This is a genomic window from uncultured Metabacillus sp. (assembly GCF_947503125.1).
In the GTDB taxonomy this organism is placed as follows: domain Bacteria; phylum Bacillota; class Bacilli; order Bacillales; family Bacillaceae; genus Metabacillus.
This window is the reverse complement of the sequence record NZ_CANNCR010000020.1, coordinates 1-14,528: the sequence shown is the minus strand read 5'-3', so window position 1 is coordinate 14,528 and position 14,528 is coordinate 1. Positions and strand designations below refer to the sequence as shown.

14 protein-coding genes and 1 pseudogene are annotated in these 14,528 nt (G+C 38.6%); 9 read left to right on the top strand and 6 right to left on the bottom strand.

The annotated features are described in order from the left end of the window. Positions 1 to 3: 3 nt before the first annotated feature. Entirely contained in the window at positions 4 to 189 is a 186-nt protein-coding gene (locus Q1B07_RS14305; RefSeq protein WP_299091431.1) for a YhzD family protein, read from the top strand. 75 nt (positions 190 to 264) lie between these two features. Here Q1B07_RS14305 and Q1B07_RS14300 read toward each other — a convergent pair whose 3' ends face one another. Together Q1B07_RS14300 and Q1B07_RS14295 are read right to left on the bottom strand one after the other, a co-directional pair. Further along, positions 265 to 1,041 (bottom strand): enoyl-CoA hydratase, encoded by a 777-nt coding sequence (locus Q1B07_RS14300; RefSeq protein WP_299091433.1) that lies wholly within the window; start codon positions 1,039 to 1,041, stop codon positions 265 to 267. A gap of 148 nt (positions 1,042 to 1,189) precedes the next feature. Beyond that, entirely contained in the window at positions 1,190 to 2,686 is a 1,497-nt protein-coding gene (locus Q1B07_RS14295) for a coproporphyrinogen III oxidase (protein WP_299091435.1), read from the bottom strand. A gap of 189 nt (positions 2,687 to 2,875) precedes the next feature. Here Q1B07_RS14295 and Q1B07_RS14290 point away from each other — a divergent pair, with 189 nt between their 5' ends. Next, positions 2,876 to 3,205, top strand: coding sequence for a hypothetical protein (locus Q1B07_RS14290; RefSeq protein WP_299091437.1), 330 nt, complete (start codon positions 2,876 to 2,878; stop codon positions 3,203 to 3,205). A 32-nt stretch (positions 3,206 to 3,237) separates the two neighbouring features. Here the strand turns inward: Q1B07_RS14290 and Q1B07_RS14285 are convergent. Then, positions 3,238 to 3,501, bottom strand: a pseudogene (locus Q1B07_RS14285) (phosphatidate cytidylyltransferase); the annotation flags it as partial. Between the two features lie 15 nt (positions 3,502 to 3,516). On the opposite strand from Q1B07_RS14285, the gene Q1B07_RS14280 reads away from it, so the two are divergent. Next, positions 3,517 to 4,020 (top strand): hypothetical protein, encoded by a 504-nt coding sequence (locus Q1B07_RS14280; RefSeq protein WP_299091439.1) that lies wholly within the window; start codon positions 3,517 to 3,519, stop codon positions 4,018 to 4,020. Positions 4,021 to 4,270: 250 nt separating this feature from the next. On the opposite strand, the gene Q1B07_RS14275 is transcribed toward Q1B07_RS14280, so the two are convergent. From Q1B07_RS14275 to Q1B07_RS14265, 3 genes are read right to left on the bottom strand one after another with little or no spacing between them, the layout of a single operon-like run. After that, entirely contained in the window at positions 4,271 to 5,224 is a 954-nt protein-coding gene (locus Q1B07_RS14275) for a proline racemase family protein (RefSeq protein ID WP_299091441.1), read from the bottom strand. Beyond that, on the bottom strand, positions 5,221 to 6,258 hold the full coding sequence (locus tag Q1B07_RS14270; protein WP_299091442.1) for a proline racemase family protein: 1,038 nt from the start codon (positions 6,256 to 6,258) through the stop codon (positions 5,221 to 5,223). The genes Q1B07_RS14275 and Q1B07_RS14270 overlap by 4 nt, the downstream gene beginning before the upstream one ends. After that, positions 6,255 to 7,430 carry an FAD-dependent oxidoreductase gene (locus tag Q1B07_RS14265; protein WP_299091445.1) on the bottom strand — a complete coding sequence of 392 codons (1,176 nt, stop codon included), beginning with the start codon at positions 7,428 to 7,430 and terminating at the stop codon, positions 6,255 to 6,257. The genes Q1B07_RS14270 and Q1B07_RS14265 overlap by 4 nt, the downstream gene beginning before the upstream one ends. Positions 7,431 to 7,766: 336 nt before the next feature. On the opposite strand from Q1B07_RS14265, the gene Q1B07_RS14260 reads away from it, so the two are divergent. The 6 genes from Q1B07_RS14260 to Q1B07_RS14235 all read left to right on the top strand — a co-directional run bounded on the left by Q1B07_RS14260 (position 7,767) and on the right by Q1B07_RS14235 (position 14,326). Further along, a complete protein-coding gene (locus Q1B07_RS14260) occupies positions 7,767 to 9,440 on the top strand; it encodes a sigma 54-interacting transcriptional regulator (RefSeq protein WP_299091448.1) in 1,674 nt (557 codons plus the stop codon). A gap of 74 nt (positions 9,441 to 9,514) precedes the next feature. After that, on the top strand, positions 9,515 to 9,787 hold the full coding sequence (locus Q1B07_RS14255) for a (2Fe-2S)-binding protein (RefSeq protein WP_299091450.1): 273 nt from the start codon (positions 9,515 to 9,517) through the stop codon (positions 9,785 to 9,787). Continuing rightward, on the top strand, positions 9,784 to 10,116 hold the full coding sequence (locus Q1B07_RS14250) for a (2Fe-2S)-binding protein (RefSeq protein ID WP_299091453.1): 333 nt from the start codon (positions 9,784 to 9,786) through the stop codon (positions 10,114 to 10,116). The genes Q1B07_RS14255 and Q1B07_RS14250 overlap by 4 nt, the downstream gene beginning before the upstream one ends. Further along, the gene (locus tag Q1B07_RS14245; RefSeq protein ID WP_299091456.1) at positions 10,113 to 11,357 is read left to right on the top strand and encodes an FAD-dependent oxidoreductase; all 1,245 of its coding nucleotides are present in this window, start codon (positions 10,113 to 10,115) and stop codon (positions 11,355 to 11,357) included. The genes Q1B07_RS14250 and Q1B07_RS14245 overlap by 4 nt, the downstream gene beginning before the upstream one ends. Positions 11,358 to 11,897: 540 nt before the next feature. After that, positions 11,898 to 12,779, top strand: coding sequence for a 4-hydroxy-tetrahydrodipicolinate synthase (gene dapA, locus Q1B07_RS14240; protein ID WP_299091458.1), 882 nt, complete (start codon positions 11,898 to 11,900; stop codon positions 12,777 to 12,779). A gap of 92 nt (positions 12,780 to 12,871) precedes the next feature. Continuing rightward, on the top strand, positions 12,872 to 14,326 hold the full coding sequence (locus Q1B07_RS14235) for an aldehyde dehydrogenase family protein (protein WP_299091460.1): 1,455 nt from the start codon (positions 12,872 to 12,874) through the stop codon (positions 14,324 to 14,326). Positions 14,327 to 14,528: the final 202 nt, after the last annotated feature.

Genomic DNA, 14,528 nt, shown 5'->3' with positions numbered 1-14,528 from the left:
AGAATGGCCATTTACTATTTAACCGTTTTCGAGAAAAATGGGGAAAAGCTATGTGATGAAAGCTTTGAAGCTCAATCCGAGCAGGAAGCAAAAGAAATCGGACAGCGTAAGCTTGAAGAAAATAATTGGGCAGAAAAAACGCACCGCTGTACTTCAGCAGCTGGAAAGCTCTTATTGTTTGGACGTTAAATCGAGACTTCCATCAGTGAGGGTTACGTTAAGCTAGGATAAAAAGGGCTGGGCCTCAGCCCTTTTATCTTGCGCTTAATTTCCGCTAAATTGCGGCACACGCTTCTCTAAAAATGCTTGAACCCCTTCACGATGATCGTCTGTGCCCCTCATCTCGAGCTGTTTTTCTGCTTCCTGATTAAGTGTATCGATTAATAGAGGTAGTCCTTGTTTCCTAAAAATCGCTTTTGTTGCAATCATAGCCTTTAACGGCCTTGCTTCCATTTTCCGTTTCAGCAGCTCAAGCTGTTCTTCTGTATCCCCCTCATACACTGCGTCAATTAGCCCTGCCTGCAAAGCTTCATCTGCAGTCATTGCTTTCCCTTCCCAAATCATCTGTTTAGCTGCATGCTCACCAAGTCGATTCATTAAGAAAAAGTGGCCGCCGCCATCTGGAATAAGTCCTATATTAATAAAATTCATTGCGGTCTTTGCCTGTTTTTCTGCCATGACATAGTCACATGCTAAGGCAAAGCTAAGTCCTAGTCCTGCAGCCGCCCCATTTAAAAGGCTCACCGTGACAGCAGGCATTGTATAAAGGGCCAGCACCATCTTCTTAATATTGTCCATGACAGGCTGATATTCTTCATCACTTGTGCTTGAAAGCATTGTCTTTAAATCCCCTCCAGCTGAAAAAGCGCGACCTCTTCCAGTGATAAATAAAAGCTTGATATCAGATGCTGCTATTTCCTCTAACATTTCTGATAATTCCTTGATCATCTTTATATCCATTGCATTTAAGGAATCCACTCTGTTGAAATATAGTGCAGCCGCCTTTCCGTCCTTCACAAGTTCAACCGTTTGATTGCCCATTCCATACACCCCTTATTTATATTAAAATACCATTTCGGAATACCGGCACCTTTTTCCTGCTTTTGATAAGAAAATAAATACGAACGAAAAAAAGCAGTGAGTCTCTTTACCCGTACTCACTGCCTGTCATGTTGATATTTTTGTAAGATTAATTAGCAAACAATTCTTCCAAAATGGCAATTTTCTCTTCTGTATAATGCTTAAAGCCGTCATTGTACGATTTTGGATCTTTCGGATTCGCAAAATGAGTAATTTTCTTCGTTTCCGGATGAACAAACTTGCTTGAAGCACCACAGCCAATTCCAATAATCGTCTGCTGCTCCTCCATAATCATAATATTATAAATGCTATCCTGACCTTTTAAGGCATAGCCGACATTTTCTAAATTTCCAAGGATGTTTTTTTGACGATATAAATAGTATGGTGCATAGCCGTGCTCCTTCGTCCATGTTACCGCATGATCCATCATCGTACTGATCTCCTCGCGGCTGGCCACCTTATATTTATGTTTATTTTTCGTCATTTCAGAAGCACGTTTAAAGGATAAGGTATGAACCGTTAATGATTCGGGCATAAGCTTTGCGGATTCAGCTAATGTATAATCAAATTCTTTCACACCTTCACCTGGAAGCCCAATAATCAAATCCATATTAATATTATTCATCCCCATGCTTCTTGCTAAATGGAACTTTTCGATGGTTTCTTCAACAGTATGGTGGCGGCCGATCGCCTTTAATGTATCCTGAATATAGGATTGCGGATTGATACTGATGCGATCAATCTTCCATTTGTTTAAAACGTCCAGTTTTTCCTTTGTAATCGTATCCGGTCTTCCTGCTTCAACCGTAATTTCTCGAATGTTTTCAACATCTGGGAACGACTCGACCATTTCTTCATAGAGCATATCCATTTCTTCTGCTGTAATACTTGTTGGTGTTCCACCGCCATAATAAACGGTTGTAATCTTGATTCCTTTTTCCTTTAACCAGCGGCCGATTTCCCTCATTTCATAATGCAGCCCGCCAAGGAATGACGTAACAGAGCCTTGACGGCCGTTGATTGCATATGCCGGGAATGTACAGTACGCACATTTTGTCGGGCAAAACGGAATACCGATATAGATGCTGACCTCATTAGAAAGAGAGTCAAGATCAGGAACGACCTCCAATTGACGTTCGACGATTTGCTTCATCAGCTGGATTTTTTCATCTGAGAGCAAATATTCAGCTTTAAACATGTGATGAATCGCTTCTTCTGACATACCTTCCTGACGTTTTTTATGATACAGCTTTGTAGGACGGACTCCAGTAAGAATCCCCCATTTTTGAATGATTCCTGTATACTCCTGAAGAAGGGTTAAATACACATAGGAAAGGGTATTTTTTACCAGCTTTAAATGCTCCTTTTCATCAAGCTGAGCGGGAATGTGCTGTTCTTTCCTTGCCGTATATTCTTTTTCATCCTCCGTACGTAAAAAGCCAGTTATTAAAACGCCTGCATCGCTCTCCGTAAAGGAAAACTCAGCTTCAAGCTTTGCCTCTCCTGGTGTAAAGTAAAGCTCGGTTTCTTCAAAAAATAAATTCCCAATCAAGCGCAGCGGCCGATGGAAGCGTTCATCCTCAATACCTTTTATATATATTTTCATTGATAATCACCTTAACTTATTTTCAAAACTCCTTTAAGTGTACAAAAAAGTTTCTATGCAGGTCAATGTTAGATGTTAGGAGTGTATAAATGACCTTTTTTCTTGCAAGATATCACCAGACAAATGCATATTCTTAAAAAGGACAAACATACAATGGTAATAACTAAATTCTTTAGGAGGCAGCACCCTTTGAAAAAATTTGCTCCTATTTTTATTATTGTTGCAACGATCGCCATTATTGGATACTTTGATTCTGCAATCTTCGCAGAAAAGGAAGAAGCGATTGCAAGCTTTCCCCTCCCGGTTGAAGATACAGCTTCTGCGGCTTCTTCAAATGAAGAAACCGATGAACAATCTCCGCAACTACCTACACTTGAAACAAAGCTGGTTGATATTACTATGGAAGATGGATATGTCGTTGAAGTTTATCGCGAATACGAGGTTTATAAGGACGAAGAAGGAAACATCATTGATACAGTCGCAACAGATAATTATCAATATTTACGCTATAAGGAATAGGGCTGACTTAAGTTGACAGCCCCTTTTCATCTCTACATAAAATCAAAGAAATACCGTATCACGTGAAAAAATACGGGTGAGGTATATGTTAGCCTGTCCACTCGATTTAAATAGCTTTTTTTCAATGTATTAAATTTCTCACTATCACCTATTAATAAGTCCCGTTTTAAAACAGAAATGGTCAAGCTTCCAAAAAAACCGCTGAAGCTTATTAATATGCCCGACAAAATACCAAACGTACCATTTAGTGGAGTTAAATATGGATAAATAATATAAGAGACAATTGTTGTTACAATTTGCGACACCTGAATATGGGGCAAACCATTACAAAATCAATCAAAAAATATACAAAGGCTCCATATAATCATGCGTCCATTGCTTTTGATGAGAAATTAAATGAAATGTACAGCTTTGGAAGAAAAAATCCAAATAATCCGATAAATGGGGGATTTGTAAAGGAAGACATCTATATAGGAACCTACAGCAAGTACCCTGAAACGACCTGTGTCATTTATAGGCTGGAAGTAACGGAACGTGATATCGTAAAAATGAAACGTATTTTAAACGTGTTCATTAAAAATCAGAAGAAGTTTTTGTACAATTTAATTGGTGTGCTTGGCGTATCCTTAAATGAACCTGTTGAATTTAGCAACTCTTATTTTTGTTCACAGTTCGTTGCAGAGATCCTATATCGCTCAGGAATAAAACTATGGGATAAATTACCGGCACTGGTTACTCCTGATGATTTCAGGAATCATAAAGACTTAGAATTGGTTTACGAGGGGAAGCTATTTGACTATGAAGTAATAAAGTGAGAATTCCATCAGTAGGTGGTTTTCCTACTGATGGTGTGCTTGACTTATCGGATCTTTACAGGAAGTTCCCCCCATCTGCTATTTTAACAGTCAAAGCTTCAATTAGGAGATTACTACCTATTAAGATGGGGTAACGATGATTCTATAAAGGAATAAATTACTGTAATCAAAGAGATGAATGGGTTGGGCAAGCGTTTTGTTCAACCTTACGGCACTGAAAATCAAAAATATAGGAGCTGTTACATATCGTTTATTTTAATAAAAATCCAGCAGGCAAAGGATCCGTCGGATCTAATACAAATGTCTGCATTCCTGTAATGAAGCCGCGGCTTGTCAAAGTGAACTGGTATCCACTCTCTGTTTGGTTGACTGAATGTATTGTCAAATAGCTGTCAAAAATACTTTCATTTACGAATGGCGGTTCCATATCCAATCCACCTTTAGAAAGTAAGCTTGTATAACATGCCATCGTCGATCCGAATCCAGGAGAACGAACAATATAATTGTCCTCACGGAAAGTAATCGTCTTAATTCGCCCTTCTTCTAGATGAGAGTCATCCATTAATATTAAACCTTTTACAGGAATATCGGACTTTAGAGTCTGAAGCACTGTTTGTCCCCATCTTTTCAATTCAGAAAGCTCCTTAATACGAATCTCTGTAAATATTTCGCGTTTCTCAAACACTGCATATAATTGATCCACTTGCACAAGAGAAAAATCTGCTTTTAAATGAGGATGAGACAATGGGACGTTTGTTTGAATTAATTGACATGCTTCACTTTCTATTACAACTAAAACTACTTCATCCCTCTCCATAATAGCGGTAACGGAAATCAAACCACAGATTGTTTCGATTTTGTATTTACTTGATGACCTAGGCTGCAAATGTCCACATTCCAGTAAAGCTGTAGTCAGAGCAACAATACCACCGTAATGAAGAGGAACTGTTCCTTCATGATTGAAAAATAATACTGCGGCATCTGCTTCCGGGCTAATCGGCGGAACAACTAAACAGCCATTTATGCCTGCAAACCCGCGCGGTTCATTCAATAAAAGATTGAATTCTTCTGCAAACACATTCAAAAACTGCTCATTTAACTGTTCTAAACTCTGATAATGAATGAATGGGACGTTTTTGATAATACGGAACGCCTCACCGGCAACGTGTACATCTGTTGTTGAATATAGCTTTTGGATCTTCATTTTATGTCCTCCATTTCATGTTCCATCAGGGGTATGAGGAGAAACCCTTCTTTAAGCGGATCTTCTTCATGGTGAAAGAACCGGTGCATTCCCATTAGCCATGCTGAACCCGTAATCTTAGTCACAACAGCCTCGACACCTTTTACATCTGTTGTTTCTAGTACACATCCTCTAAATATAGAACCCACTATACTTTCATGAACAAATTCTTCTCCAATTGCAATTTTTTGATTAGCATATAGTACAGCCAATTTGGCAGAAGTACCAGTTCCACATGGAGAACGATCGATTCCTCCTGGAGGAACAATCACTGTGTTTTTCACATCTGCTTCTTTATGGGTTGGTTCAGTAAAAAACTCAACATGAGTTAACCCTCTAATAAACGGATATTGCGGATGAACAATTTCAGTTTTTTCATTAATGGTATTTCTGATGGTAATCGCTTTTTCGATGATGTTAGAAGCATTTTCTGGAATTAAATCCAATTCAACCGATTTAGCGTCAATGATTGCGTAAAAATTGCCGCCATACGCAATATCAGCATCTACACGTCCAATTCCTTCCACATCAACAGAAACACGTTTTAAAAGAAACGCTGGGATATTACAAAAGGATACTTCTTTTGATTTTCCATTTTCTACAAAAATATCCACTACCACGAGTCCAGCAGGTGTATCCAATTTTATTGAAGTAATTGGCTCTTGAATGGGGATCAACCCCGCTTCCACTAGGGCAGTACAGACACCAATGGTGTCATGTCCGCACATTGGCAAATATCCACCCGTCTCTATGTAAATCACGCCAATATCCGCTTCAGGATGACATGGATCCGTTAACAAAGCTCCAGACATTACATCATGGCCACGTGGTTCATTCATTAAAAACTTGCGGATCCAGTCATACTCCCTTTTCATATGAAGCATTTTTTCTGACATTGTTTCTCCAACTAGTTTCGGGAGACCACTAATCAGCGTCCTCGTTGGATTTCCTCCCGTATGTGTATCAATTGTTGTAAAAATTCTATGTGCCCTCATCTGCTCAACACCCTTTCTTTAAAGCGGTTAAAGCTAAGTGGTTCAATGAGAATAGACGTTTCTTTTTCATTAATTAGTTCTTCTATTATTTTCCCTGTTACGGCTGCGAGGCTGATTCCGTCACCTTCATGACCGGCCGCAATATAATAGTTTGGAACTTTGTCAACCCTTGAAACGATTGGTAAATGGTCTTCCGTCCAGGGGCGTAACCCTGCATACGAACGAATGACCATCATATCCGCCATTTTTGGATAAAAGCGAATTGCCCGGTTAGCTATACATTTAATAACTTCATTGTTTACTTTCGTATTGAAGCCAACAAATTCACGACTGCTTCCGATTAAAAAGTTTTGACTTTCCGTTGGTTCAAAGACAAGGGCTACTCCGTATTTTTCAGTAAGCGGATCAACGCTACGCTTTCCGCCAAACTTAGAAATTAAATAGCCAAATTCCATTACTTTTCGAGATCCCACATGCTGCTGTCTTGAGGCAACGATTATATGCCCTTTTCTCGGTTCAATCGGTATTGAAAGATCAAGCATCTCTCCAATTTGAGGGGCCCATACCCCAGCTGCATTAACGACATGTTTTGCAGTAAAAACTCCATTTGTCGTTTCTATATTAAATGAACCGCTTTCCATTCTTTTCATATGTGTGACTTCGGTATGTTTCAAAGCTATAGTCCCTTGTTTTTTTGCTTCCTCTAGAAGCGAAAAAGCTAAGAGATAAGGATTGACAGTGGAATCAGTGGCACACTCCAAACCTCCTAATAAGTCATCTGCAAAAAAGGGAGATTCCTCCCGGATATCTTGTCGATCAAGCATTCGGAATGCTAAACCAGCAGCCTTTTGACGGTCGACCCATTTTTGTGCCGCTTCCATTTCCTCGTCCGACTCACAAACGAGGATGCTTCCTGGTGCCCGATATTCAAAAGGATGCTCCAAGTCTCTGCTCAATTCATCCACTAAATTCTGACTAAATAAAGACATCTGACTATCAAAACCCGGATCTTTATCAATCGCCAAAATATTGCCGTCACATCGTGATGATGTGCCACTGACAAACTCCCCTTTTTCAATGATCGTTACGTCTCTTCCGTATTTAGAAGCATAATAAGCAATCGAGCATCCAATAATTCCTCCACCAATGACTAAAACGTCACAGTGTTTCACATATTATTCCTCCCCTTCGAAGAATTGGTTTCATAGATTAATGTGCAAATAGTATGCCAACAATGAAAGTTTTACTAGGAAATTTATACCTATTGCTATTTAGGTGTGAATGGAAAGACGTTGCATAAATCAGTAAGATTTTGAAAGAAATAGCAGTGCACAAAAAAAACGATAACTTTTGAGAACTTGGCGCTTTTAATTTTTGTTTCTATAAATAGATTCTCTTTTTCTAGAAATGAGAGGTTTTATATTGTAAAAAAATTTTGAATATTACACAAAATAAATGTATAATTTTTTTTACAGTGTTAATAATTTTTTACATTCTAGGAGGTTATCATGGTATTTTCATTACCATCGGTGAAAGAAATTATAAAACGTCAGCTAATAGAAACAGCGTTCGATAAGCATGAAATAAAACAGAAGAACGGTCAATTTTATTATCTTTCATCAAGAAAAACAACTGAGTTTCCATGCAAGATTGTATATGAGGATGATTCTTTCTACACTTTGATTCAGGCGTTTAATGATCATTCCACAGTTGTTATTCTTGATATAAACAAAAATCCAATTGGATGTTTAACTGCCGCACAAATGATTAGTTTTCTTCATAACTCTCACAATCAATTAAAAGCATTTTATGAGACTGTCATCAAAACGATAGATACCTCTGTCACGGTTATTGATGAAAATGAGCGTGTTTGTACATGGACTGAAGGAGCAGAAAAAATTTTCTCAGTCAATCATCAAGATATAATTGGTCGGCCGATTACCGATTTTTTTGACTATCAAAAACTTGAAATCTTGCAATCACTACATAAAGGGAAAAGTATTGCAGGTCAGCACCATCAGGCTCGGTCTGATTTGTTTGTCTTAATTAACTCTAACCCCGTTTATTTTAATGGCCGGATTATCGGTGCTGTTGTTTCAGAAACGGATGTCACGAACCAAGTGGTACTTAATGAAAAATTATTTAATATGTCCAACGAAGTTCACCGTTTGGAACAAGAAGTAGCAAAGTATAAAGACACATATGACCCCTTTAATTTTATTAAAGGAAAGAGTCCTGCCCTACAAAGAACTGTCCATTTAGCTAGAAAAGTATGTTCTGTTAAATCAACGGTTCTTATACTGGGCGAAAGCGGTGTCGGAAAAGAAGTATTTGCTAAAGCTATTCATGAAGCAAGTGAAGAACCAAACGCACCGTTTATTTCAATTAACTGTGGTGCGATCCCAGCCTCTTTATTTGAGAGTGAATTATTTGGGTATGAGCGGGGAGCCTTCTCTGGTGCTGACAGTAAAGGAAAAAAGGGGAAAATAGAACTGGCAAGAGGAGGTACATTATTTCTTGATGAAGTAGGCGAGATGCCGCTCGACATGCAGGTAAAACTTCTACGCGTACTGCAAGAGCGGAAATATTATCGTGTCGGTGGAGAAAAAGAAATCAATATCGACTTCCGTATTATCGCTGCTACAAATCGTAATTTACAAGAGTTAATAAAAGAAGGTCAATTTCGTGAAGATTTATATTATCGATTGAACGTAGTCAGTCTGCACATCCCTCCTTTAAGAGAGCGAAAAGAAGATATTATCGAGTTAACCCACTATTTTTTAAATGATTTCTCATTGAATTATCAGCGGCCAATTCATGAATTTCCTCCAGAAGTAATAAATGAACTGCTTCGTTATGATTGGCCCGGCAATATTCGCGAACTTCGCAATGTGATTGAACGGCTTGTCGTATTCGCCACAGATGGCGTGATAAAAGGAGATTACTTGTCCTTTAATACAAACAGCCTTAGCTTTGATAACACCTCCAAGAGTGCACCTAATATACCTAGAGAAAGTGACTTCACCATTTTATCGTTACAAGAAGAAATGGACAAACACGAAAAAAAGGTACTTGAAAGAGCGTTGCAAATTTTAAATGGAAATAAACTAGAATGTGCAAAACAACTCGGCATTACAAGAGCCACTTTATACAATCGATTGAAGCGTCTTGGCTTAAATTAGTCCTCTTCCTCCTGTATTATTGGCATGCTTTTTGCATAGTACTTTTATGTAAAGAACATGGAGGAGGAATTCAAATGGCTAACAAAGAAAGCATTGTTATTTGTCGTTGCGAAGAAGTTACGTACGGACAACTTCAGTCAACAGCAGATGAACATAAATGCACAGCAAGAGAATTAAAATTAAGAACGAGGGCCGGGATGGGTTTTTGTGGAGGCCGCACGTGTAGGCAAGCATTAGATAGGATTATTGAAAGTATCATCCCTAATATATCACCTAATGAAATCCCTTTAAAATACCAGCCACCAATTCGTCCGGTGACATTCGGAACAGTAGGTGAAAATCAATGACTAGAATCATAGATCATCCAGTTTTGGGGAAATTAGATAATAGAGTATGTATCCCATTTCAATTTGATGGACTTAGATATGAAGCGTATGAAAATGAAACGATTGCTGCTGCTCTTTTGGCAAATGGGATAAGAAAACTGCGTAATCATGAAGATAGCGGGACACCTAGGGGTATTTATTGCAACATCGGCCACTGCTTAGAGTGCCGTGTAACAGTAAATAATCAAGCAAATGTAAGAGCCTGCTTAACGATTGTAGAAAAAGATATGATCATTGAAAGCGGCAAACAGCATCCGAATATTGTAAGAAGGATGATAGAACAGCGATGATGGATGTAATTGTGATTGGAGGAGGCCCTGCTGGTCTAGCAGGATCTATTGCCTGTGCGAGCTATGGTCTCAAAGTAACCGTTATTGATGAATTTATTAAGCCAGGCGGCAGATTACTCGGACAACTTCATCTAGAACCCTCTGGTGAATGGTGGAATGGAATAAAAGAATCAGAACGACTTCATCAAGAAGCAAAAAAATTATCAGTCGATATCCGCTGCGGTGTATCCGTTTACAATTTAGAAAAAGAAGATCACCTATGGAATGTGCATACGAGCATAGGTACACTAGAAGCGCCATTTGTTCTACTAGCCACTGGAGCAGCCGAATACCCTATTCCACTACCCGGCTGGACCCTCCCTGGTGTAATGTCGATCGGTGCGGCTCAAGTAATGACGAATGTACACCGTGTCAAAGTAGGTAGAAAAGGAATCATTATCGGAGCGAATATTTTAGCATTTGCCATTTTAAACGAATTACAATTAGCTGGCATAACAGTTGATCGGATTGTACTCCCAGAAAAGAGTGATCTTAGTCAAAAAGCGGGTGAACCTAGGGGAGTTATGAAATCGCTCTTAAATGCTGCTCACCTCGCCCCATCTCGTCTATTACGTCTAGGAGGGCGGTTGATGAAGAATGATTGGACTAGAAAAATCGGTTTGAATTTTTATCCTAAAAACGGTCTGAAAGTGAACGGTACCACTCTCCAACTTCGAAAAGCAGCTCTAGAAATTATTGGTAAAGATCAGGTCGAAGGAGTTCGTGTTGCTGATATTGATGTTAATGGCAATATTGTTACCGGATCTGAAACGATTTACGAAGCAGATTTTGTCTGTATAGCAGGCGGCTTGTACCCGCTAGCAGAGCTTGCTGCCGTTGCCGGGTGTCCATTTCAATACATTCCTGAACTTGGCGGCCATGTGCCACATCATTCAGAGACAATGGAAACCCCTCTCGAAGGGCTATTTGTAGCCGGTAATATCACCGGTATCGAAAGCGGCAAAATTGCTATGGCTCAGGGAACAATTGCTGGCCTATCGATCATCAAACACGCCGGAAAAGAATTGGGTACAATTGATAAACAGATGCAACAAGCAATTCAAAATGTCCACACTGTTCGTCAACAAGCAACAATTCAATTTAATTCTGAGATTGATAGCGGCCGAAGAAAAATGAACGAGCTTTGGGAAATTCTCTATTCAAATAATAGGGGCGGGCAAACCAAAAAGAGTATTGTGTAGTTAATGATGGACCGTCAATTAAAAGCATTGGTAATAAAGGGTTAGCATAACAGTATATTTAGCAGGGGGATAACCTAAAAAGAGATGTTTCTCTATTTGGGTTACCCCCCTTTTTCTTTAAATGCTAAATCGCTTATAATATCAAAAAAATATACAGTGTATAATTTTTTATACACTTTTCTTTTAATATTTTTTACATCCTCATTTCCTTTTTATTTTCAAAGTTTTTGCTTCAATACAAAACGAATATTAAGAAAGAATTATATAAAGATTCAGTGTCAATTGAAATTAGAACGTTATTAAAAATCTATTATCTCTTAGTTATGAAAACGGATTGCTCAAAATGCAGCATAATCAACCTATTTTTAGATGTCTATGTACTCTACACTTATTCTTAAGTTACGGTTGAATGATTGGAAAACGATGTATCTTTTTTGAGACCCCAATCTTATTGGCATAAAAATTGCATTTATATTAGAGTAGAATCCATTTTTATATTTTGGATGAATAAAAGAATGAATTGAAAGGGGAAGAATCAAAATGGCAAGATTTGAAGGTGTACATGTTGCAATAGTTACTCCATTCACAGATTCATATGAAGTAGATTATCAGAGGTTGAATGACCTGTGTAATTGGCTGATTGATGAAGGGGTTGACGGTCTGGTTCCAGCAGGATCCTTAGGTGAATATGCAACGTTAACAGTTGAAGAAAGATCAAAAGTGGTTGAAACAGTTGTAAAGGCAGCTAACAAAAGAGTAAAGGTAATTGTTGGAACAGGAGCTCCTTCCACAAAGCAAGCAGTTCAATGGGCACAACATGCCAAGGATATCGGAGCAGATGCAATTATGGCACTTCCACCTATTAACTATCGCCCGCTTAGAAATGAAATCATTGTTCATTATAAAGTTTTATCGAATGTTGGGTTGCCTATTATCGCCTACAATAACCCGCTTGATTATCCAACTGACCTGACACCAGAACTGTTGAAAGAAATCTCAAAATTTGAAAATGTAGTAGGTGTAAAAGAGTTTTCTGGTGATATTCGTCGTGTTCATAAAATTTTAGAGGAAACAGATATTGAAGTTTTAATCGGTGTTGATAACCTTGCCATGGAAGGACCTCTTTGCGGTGCAACCGGATGGATTGCAGGTGTACCGAATGCCCTTCCACGTGAGGGTATAGAGCTTTTCCGTTTGTCTAGAGAAGGAAAAGTAAAAGAGGCAACTGAATTGTATCGTCGTTTACTTCCACTGTTTGATTTAGATGCTAAACCTCAGCTCGTTCAATCAATCAAATATATGATGGAGTTGGCTGGACAGCCAGTTGGCCCTACCCGTCCACCTAGACTTCCTCTAAGTTCTGATGATTATGATCATATCCAAAAGGCATTTAATCGAGCCGTGCAAAAAGTAACTCAATAAAACTAGTAAGTCTTTGGAGAGGAGAAGCCCCCCTCCTCTCGCACTTTTTTTCTTTTCGCTGATACTAATTTCATAGGGAAGGTGTAGTTAATTTGATTACAAAAACAAATTTAGTTACTAAAAATTTTGCAGGTGGAAAGTGGCAGGAACTCCAAGGTACTGGCAAAATTGTCTATAATCCATCTAATATTAATGAAAAAGTTGGTGATATGTATTTTTCTACACCTGAGCAAGTTTTACATGCTGTTTCAGAGGCACAAGTCGGATTTAATACATGGAGAAAACAAACAGGTATAGAACGAGCTAATTACTTATACAAAATGGCTGATGAGTTAGAAAAAGCTAAAGAGGAAATTGCCAATCTAGCTAGTCGGGAGATGGGAAAACCCATTAGTGAGATGCTGGGAGAGGTTATCCGAGGAGTAAATTTATTACACTATTATGCAGCTGAAGGAGTACGGTCTAACGGACAGTTAGTCCCAGCAAGTGACCAACATGTATTACAATATTCTAAACGAGTTCCTCTAGGGGTTGTCGCAATAATCACCCCGTGGAACTTCCCGGTTGCCATTCCCATCTGGAAAATAGCTCCTGCACTTATTTGCGGGAATTCTGTGGTATGGAAGCCAGCTGAAAATTCTGCATTTACAGCTACTCGTTTAATGGAAATTTTTCAAAAAGCAGATCTTCCAAAAGGTGTTCTTAATCTTGTCATTGGTGAAGGTCGGGTAATAGGGAATACATTGTTAGAAGAAGGAGAGATAAATGCTGTCAGCTTTACAGGTTCTACATTAACAGGGACCCATATTGCCTCTTTATCCGCCAAACGAAATATAAAATTTCAAACGGAGATGGGTAAAAAAAATGCAGCAGTCATTTTGAAGGATGCTGACTTAGAGAAGACCATTCCAATGATATTGAGCGGTGCATTTCGTTCCGCTGGACAAAAGTGTACTGCGACCAGCCGAATTATTGTTGAAAAGGAAATTTATCCAGACTTTATCATTGCTTTACGAGAAGCTATGTCAACTATTATTGTGAAAGATGCTTTAGATACCAATAGCTATATAGGTCCTGTAGCGTCTAATTCTCAGTACGAAACCATTTCTGAGTATGTAGATTTAGCCCGTAAAGAAGCTGAAGTAATCGCTGAAGGAAAGCTCGAAACAATAAATGAAGGCTATTATATCCGTCCAATAGTGGTCAGTGGTGTAGGACCTCAGCATAAACTTTTTAAAGAAGAAATATTCGGACCAATTGCTGTCGTCCTTCAAGCAGAAGACTTTTATGAAGCTGTAGAGCTTTGCAATCAATCTGAATTTGGTCTAAGCGCCTCTATTTTTACAAACAATATGGAAAAAGCATTACTATTTTTAGAAACAGCGGAAGTCGGAATGGTACGAGTCAACCAAGAAACTGCTGGAGTTGAATACCAAGCACCATTTGGCGGCATGAAATGGTCGAGTTCCCACACTAGAGAACAAGGGCAATCAGCTTTGGATTTTTATTCACAAGTAAAAACTTGTGCTATCAAATATTCTTTTTAATTTCTTTAACATCATTTACACAAGATTATAAATAGTTCCTAAAAGGATCATAAAAAAATCTGCCCATTTAAGGTGAATTTTAATTGATTCAATAGAATATGTTTTCCTAGTGTATACAGTAAGCCCGAAATATAAAAAATAGCGCACCTTCCGGTACGCACGACAAATGGCCAGCTATCTCGAAATTTTTACGGATAGCTGG

Bases quoted from the DNA above. Each gene is read 5' to 3' on its own strand.
- Q1B07_RS14270 (WP_299091442.1), bottom strand. From the start codon at position 6,258: ATGAGGGCACATAGAATTTTTACAACAATTGATACACATACGGGAGGA.
- Q1B07_RS14300 (WP_299091433.1), bottom strand. From the start codon at position 1,041: ATGGGCAATCAAACGGTTGAACTTGTGAAGGACGGAAAGGCGGCTGCA.
- Q1B07_RS14275 (WP_299091441.1), bottom strand. From the start codon at position 5,224: ATGAAGATCCAAAAGCTATATTCAACAACAGATGTACACGTTGCCGGT.
- dapA (WP_299091458.1), top strand. From the start codon at position 11,898: ATGGCAAGATTTGAAGGTGTACATGTTGCAATAGTTACTCCATTCACA.
- Q1B07_RS14260 (WP_299091448.1), top strand. From the start codon at position 7,767: ATGGTATTTTCATTACCATCGGTGAAAGAAATTATAAAACGTCAGCTA.
- Q1B07_RS14305 (WP_299091431.1), top strand. From the start codon at position 4: ATGGCCATTTACTATTTAACCGTTTTCGAGAAAAATGGGGAAAAGCTA.
- Q1B07_RS14245 (WP_299091456.1), top strand. From the start codon at position 10,113: ATGATGGATGTAATTGTGATTGGAGGAGGCCCTGCTGGTCTAGCAGGA.
- Q1B07_RS14280 (WP_299091439.1), top strand. From the start codon at position 3,517: ATGGGGCAAACCATTACAAAATCAATCAAAAAATATACAAAGGCTCCA.
- Q1B07_RS14295 (WP_299091435.1), bottom strand. From the start codon at position 2,686: ATGAAAATATATATAAAAGGTATTGAGGATGAACGCTTCCATCGGCCG.
- Q1B07_RS14250 (WP_299091453.1), top strand. From the start codon at position 9,784: ATGACTAGAATCATAGATCATCCAGTTTTGGGGAAATTAGATAATAGA.
- Q1B07_RS14255 (WP_299091450.1), top strand. From the start codon at position 9,515: ATGGCTAACAAAGAAAGCATTGTTATTTGTCGTTGCGAAGAAGTTACG.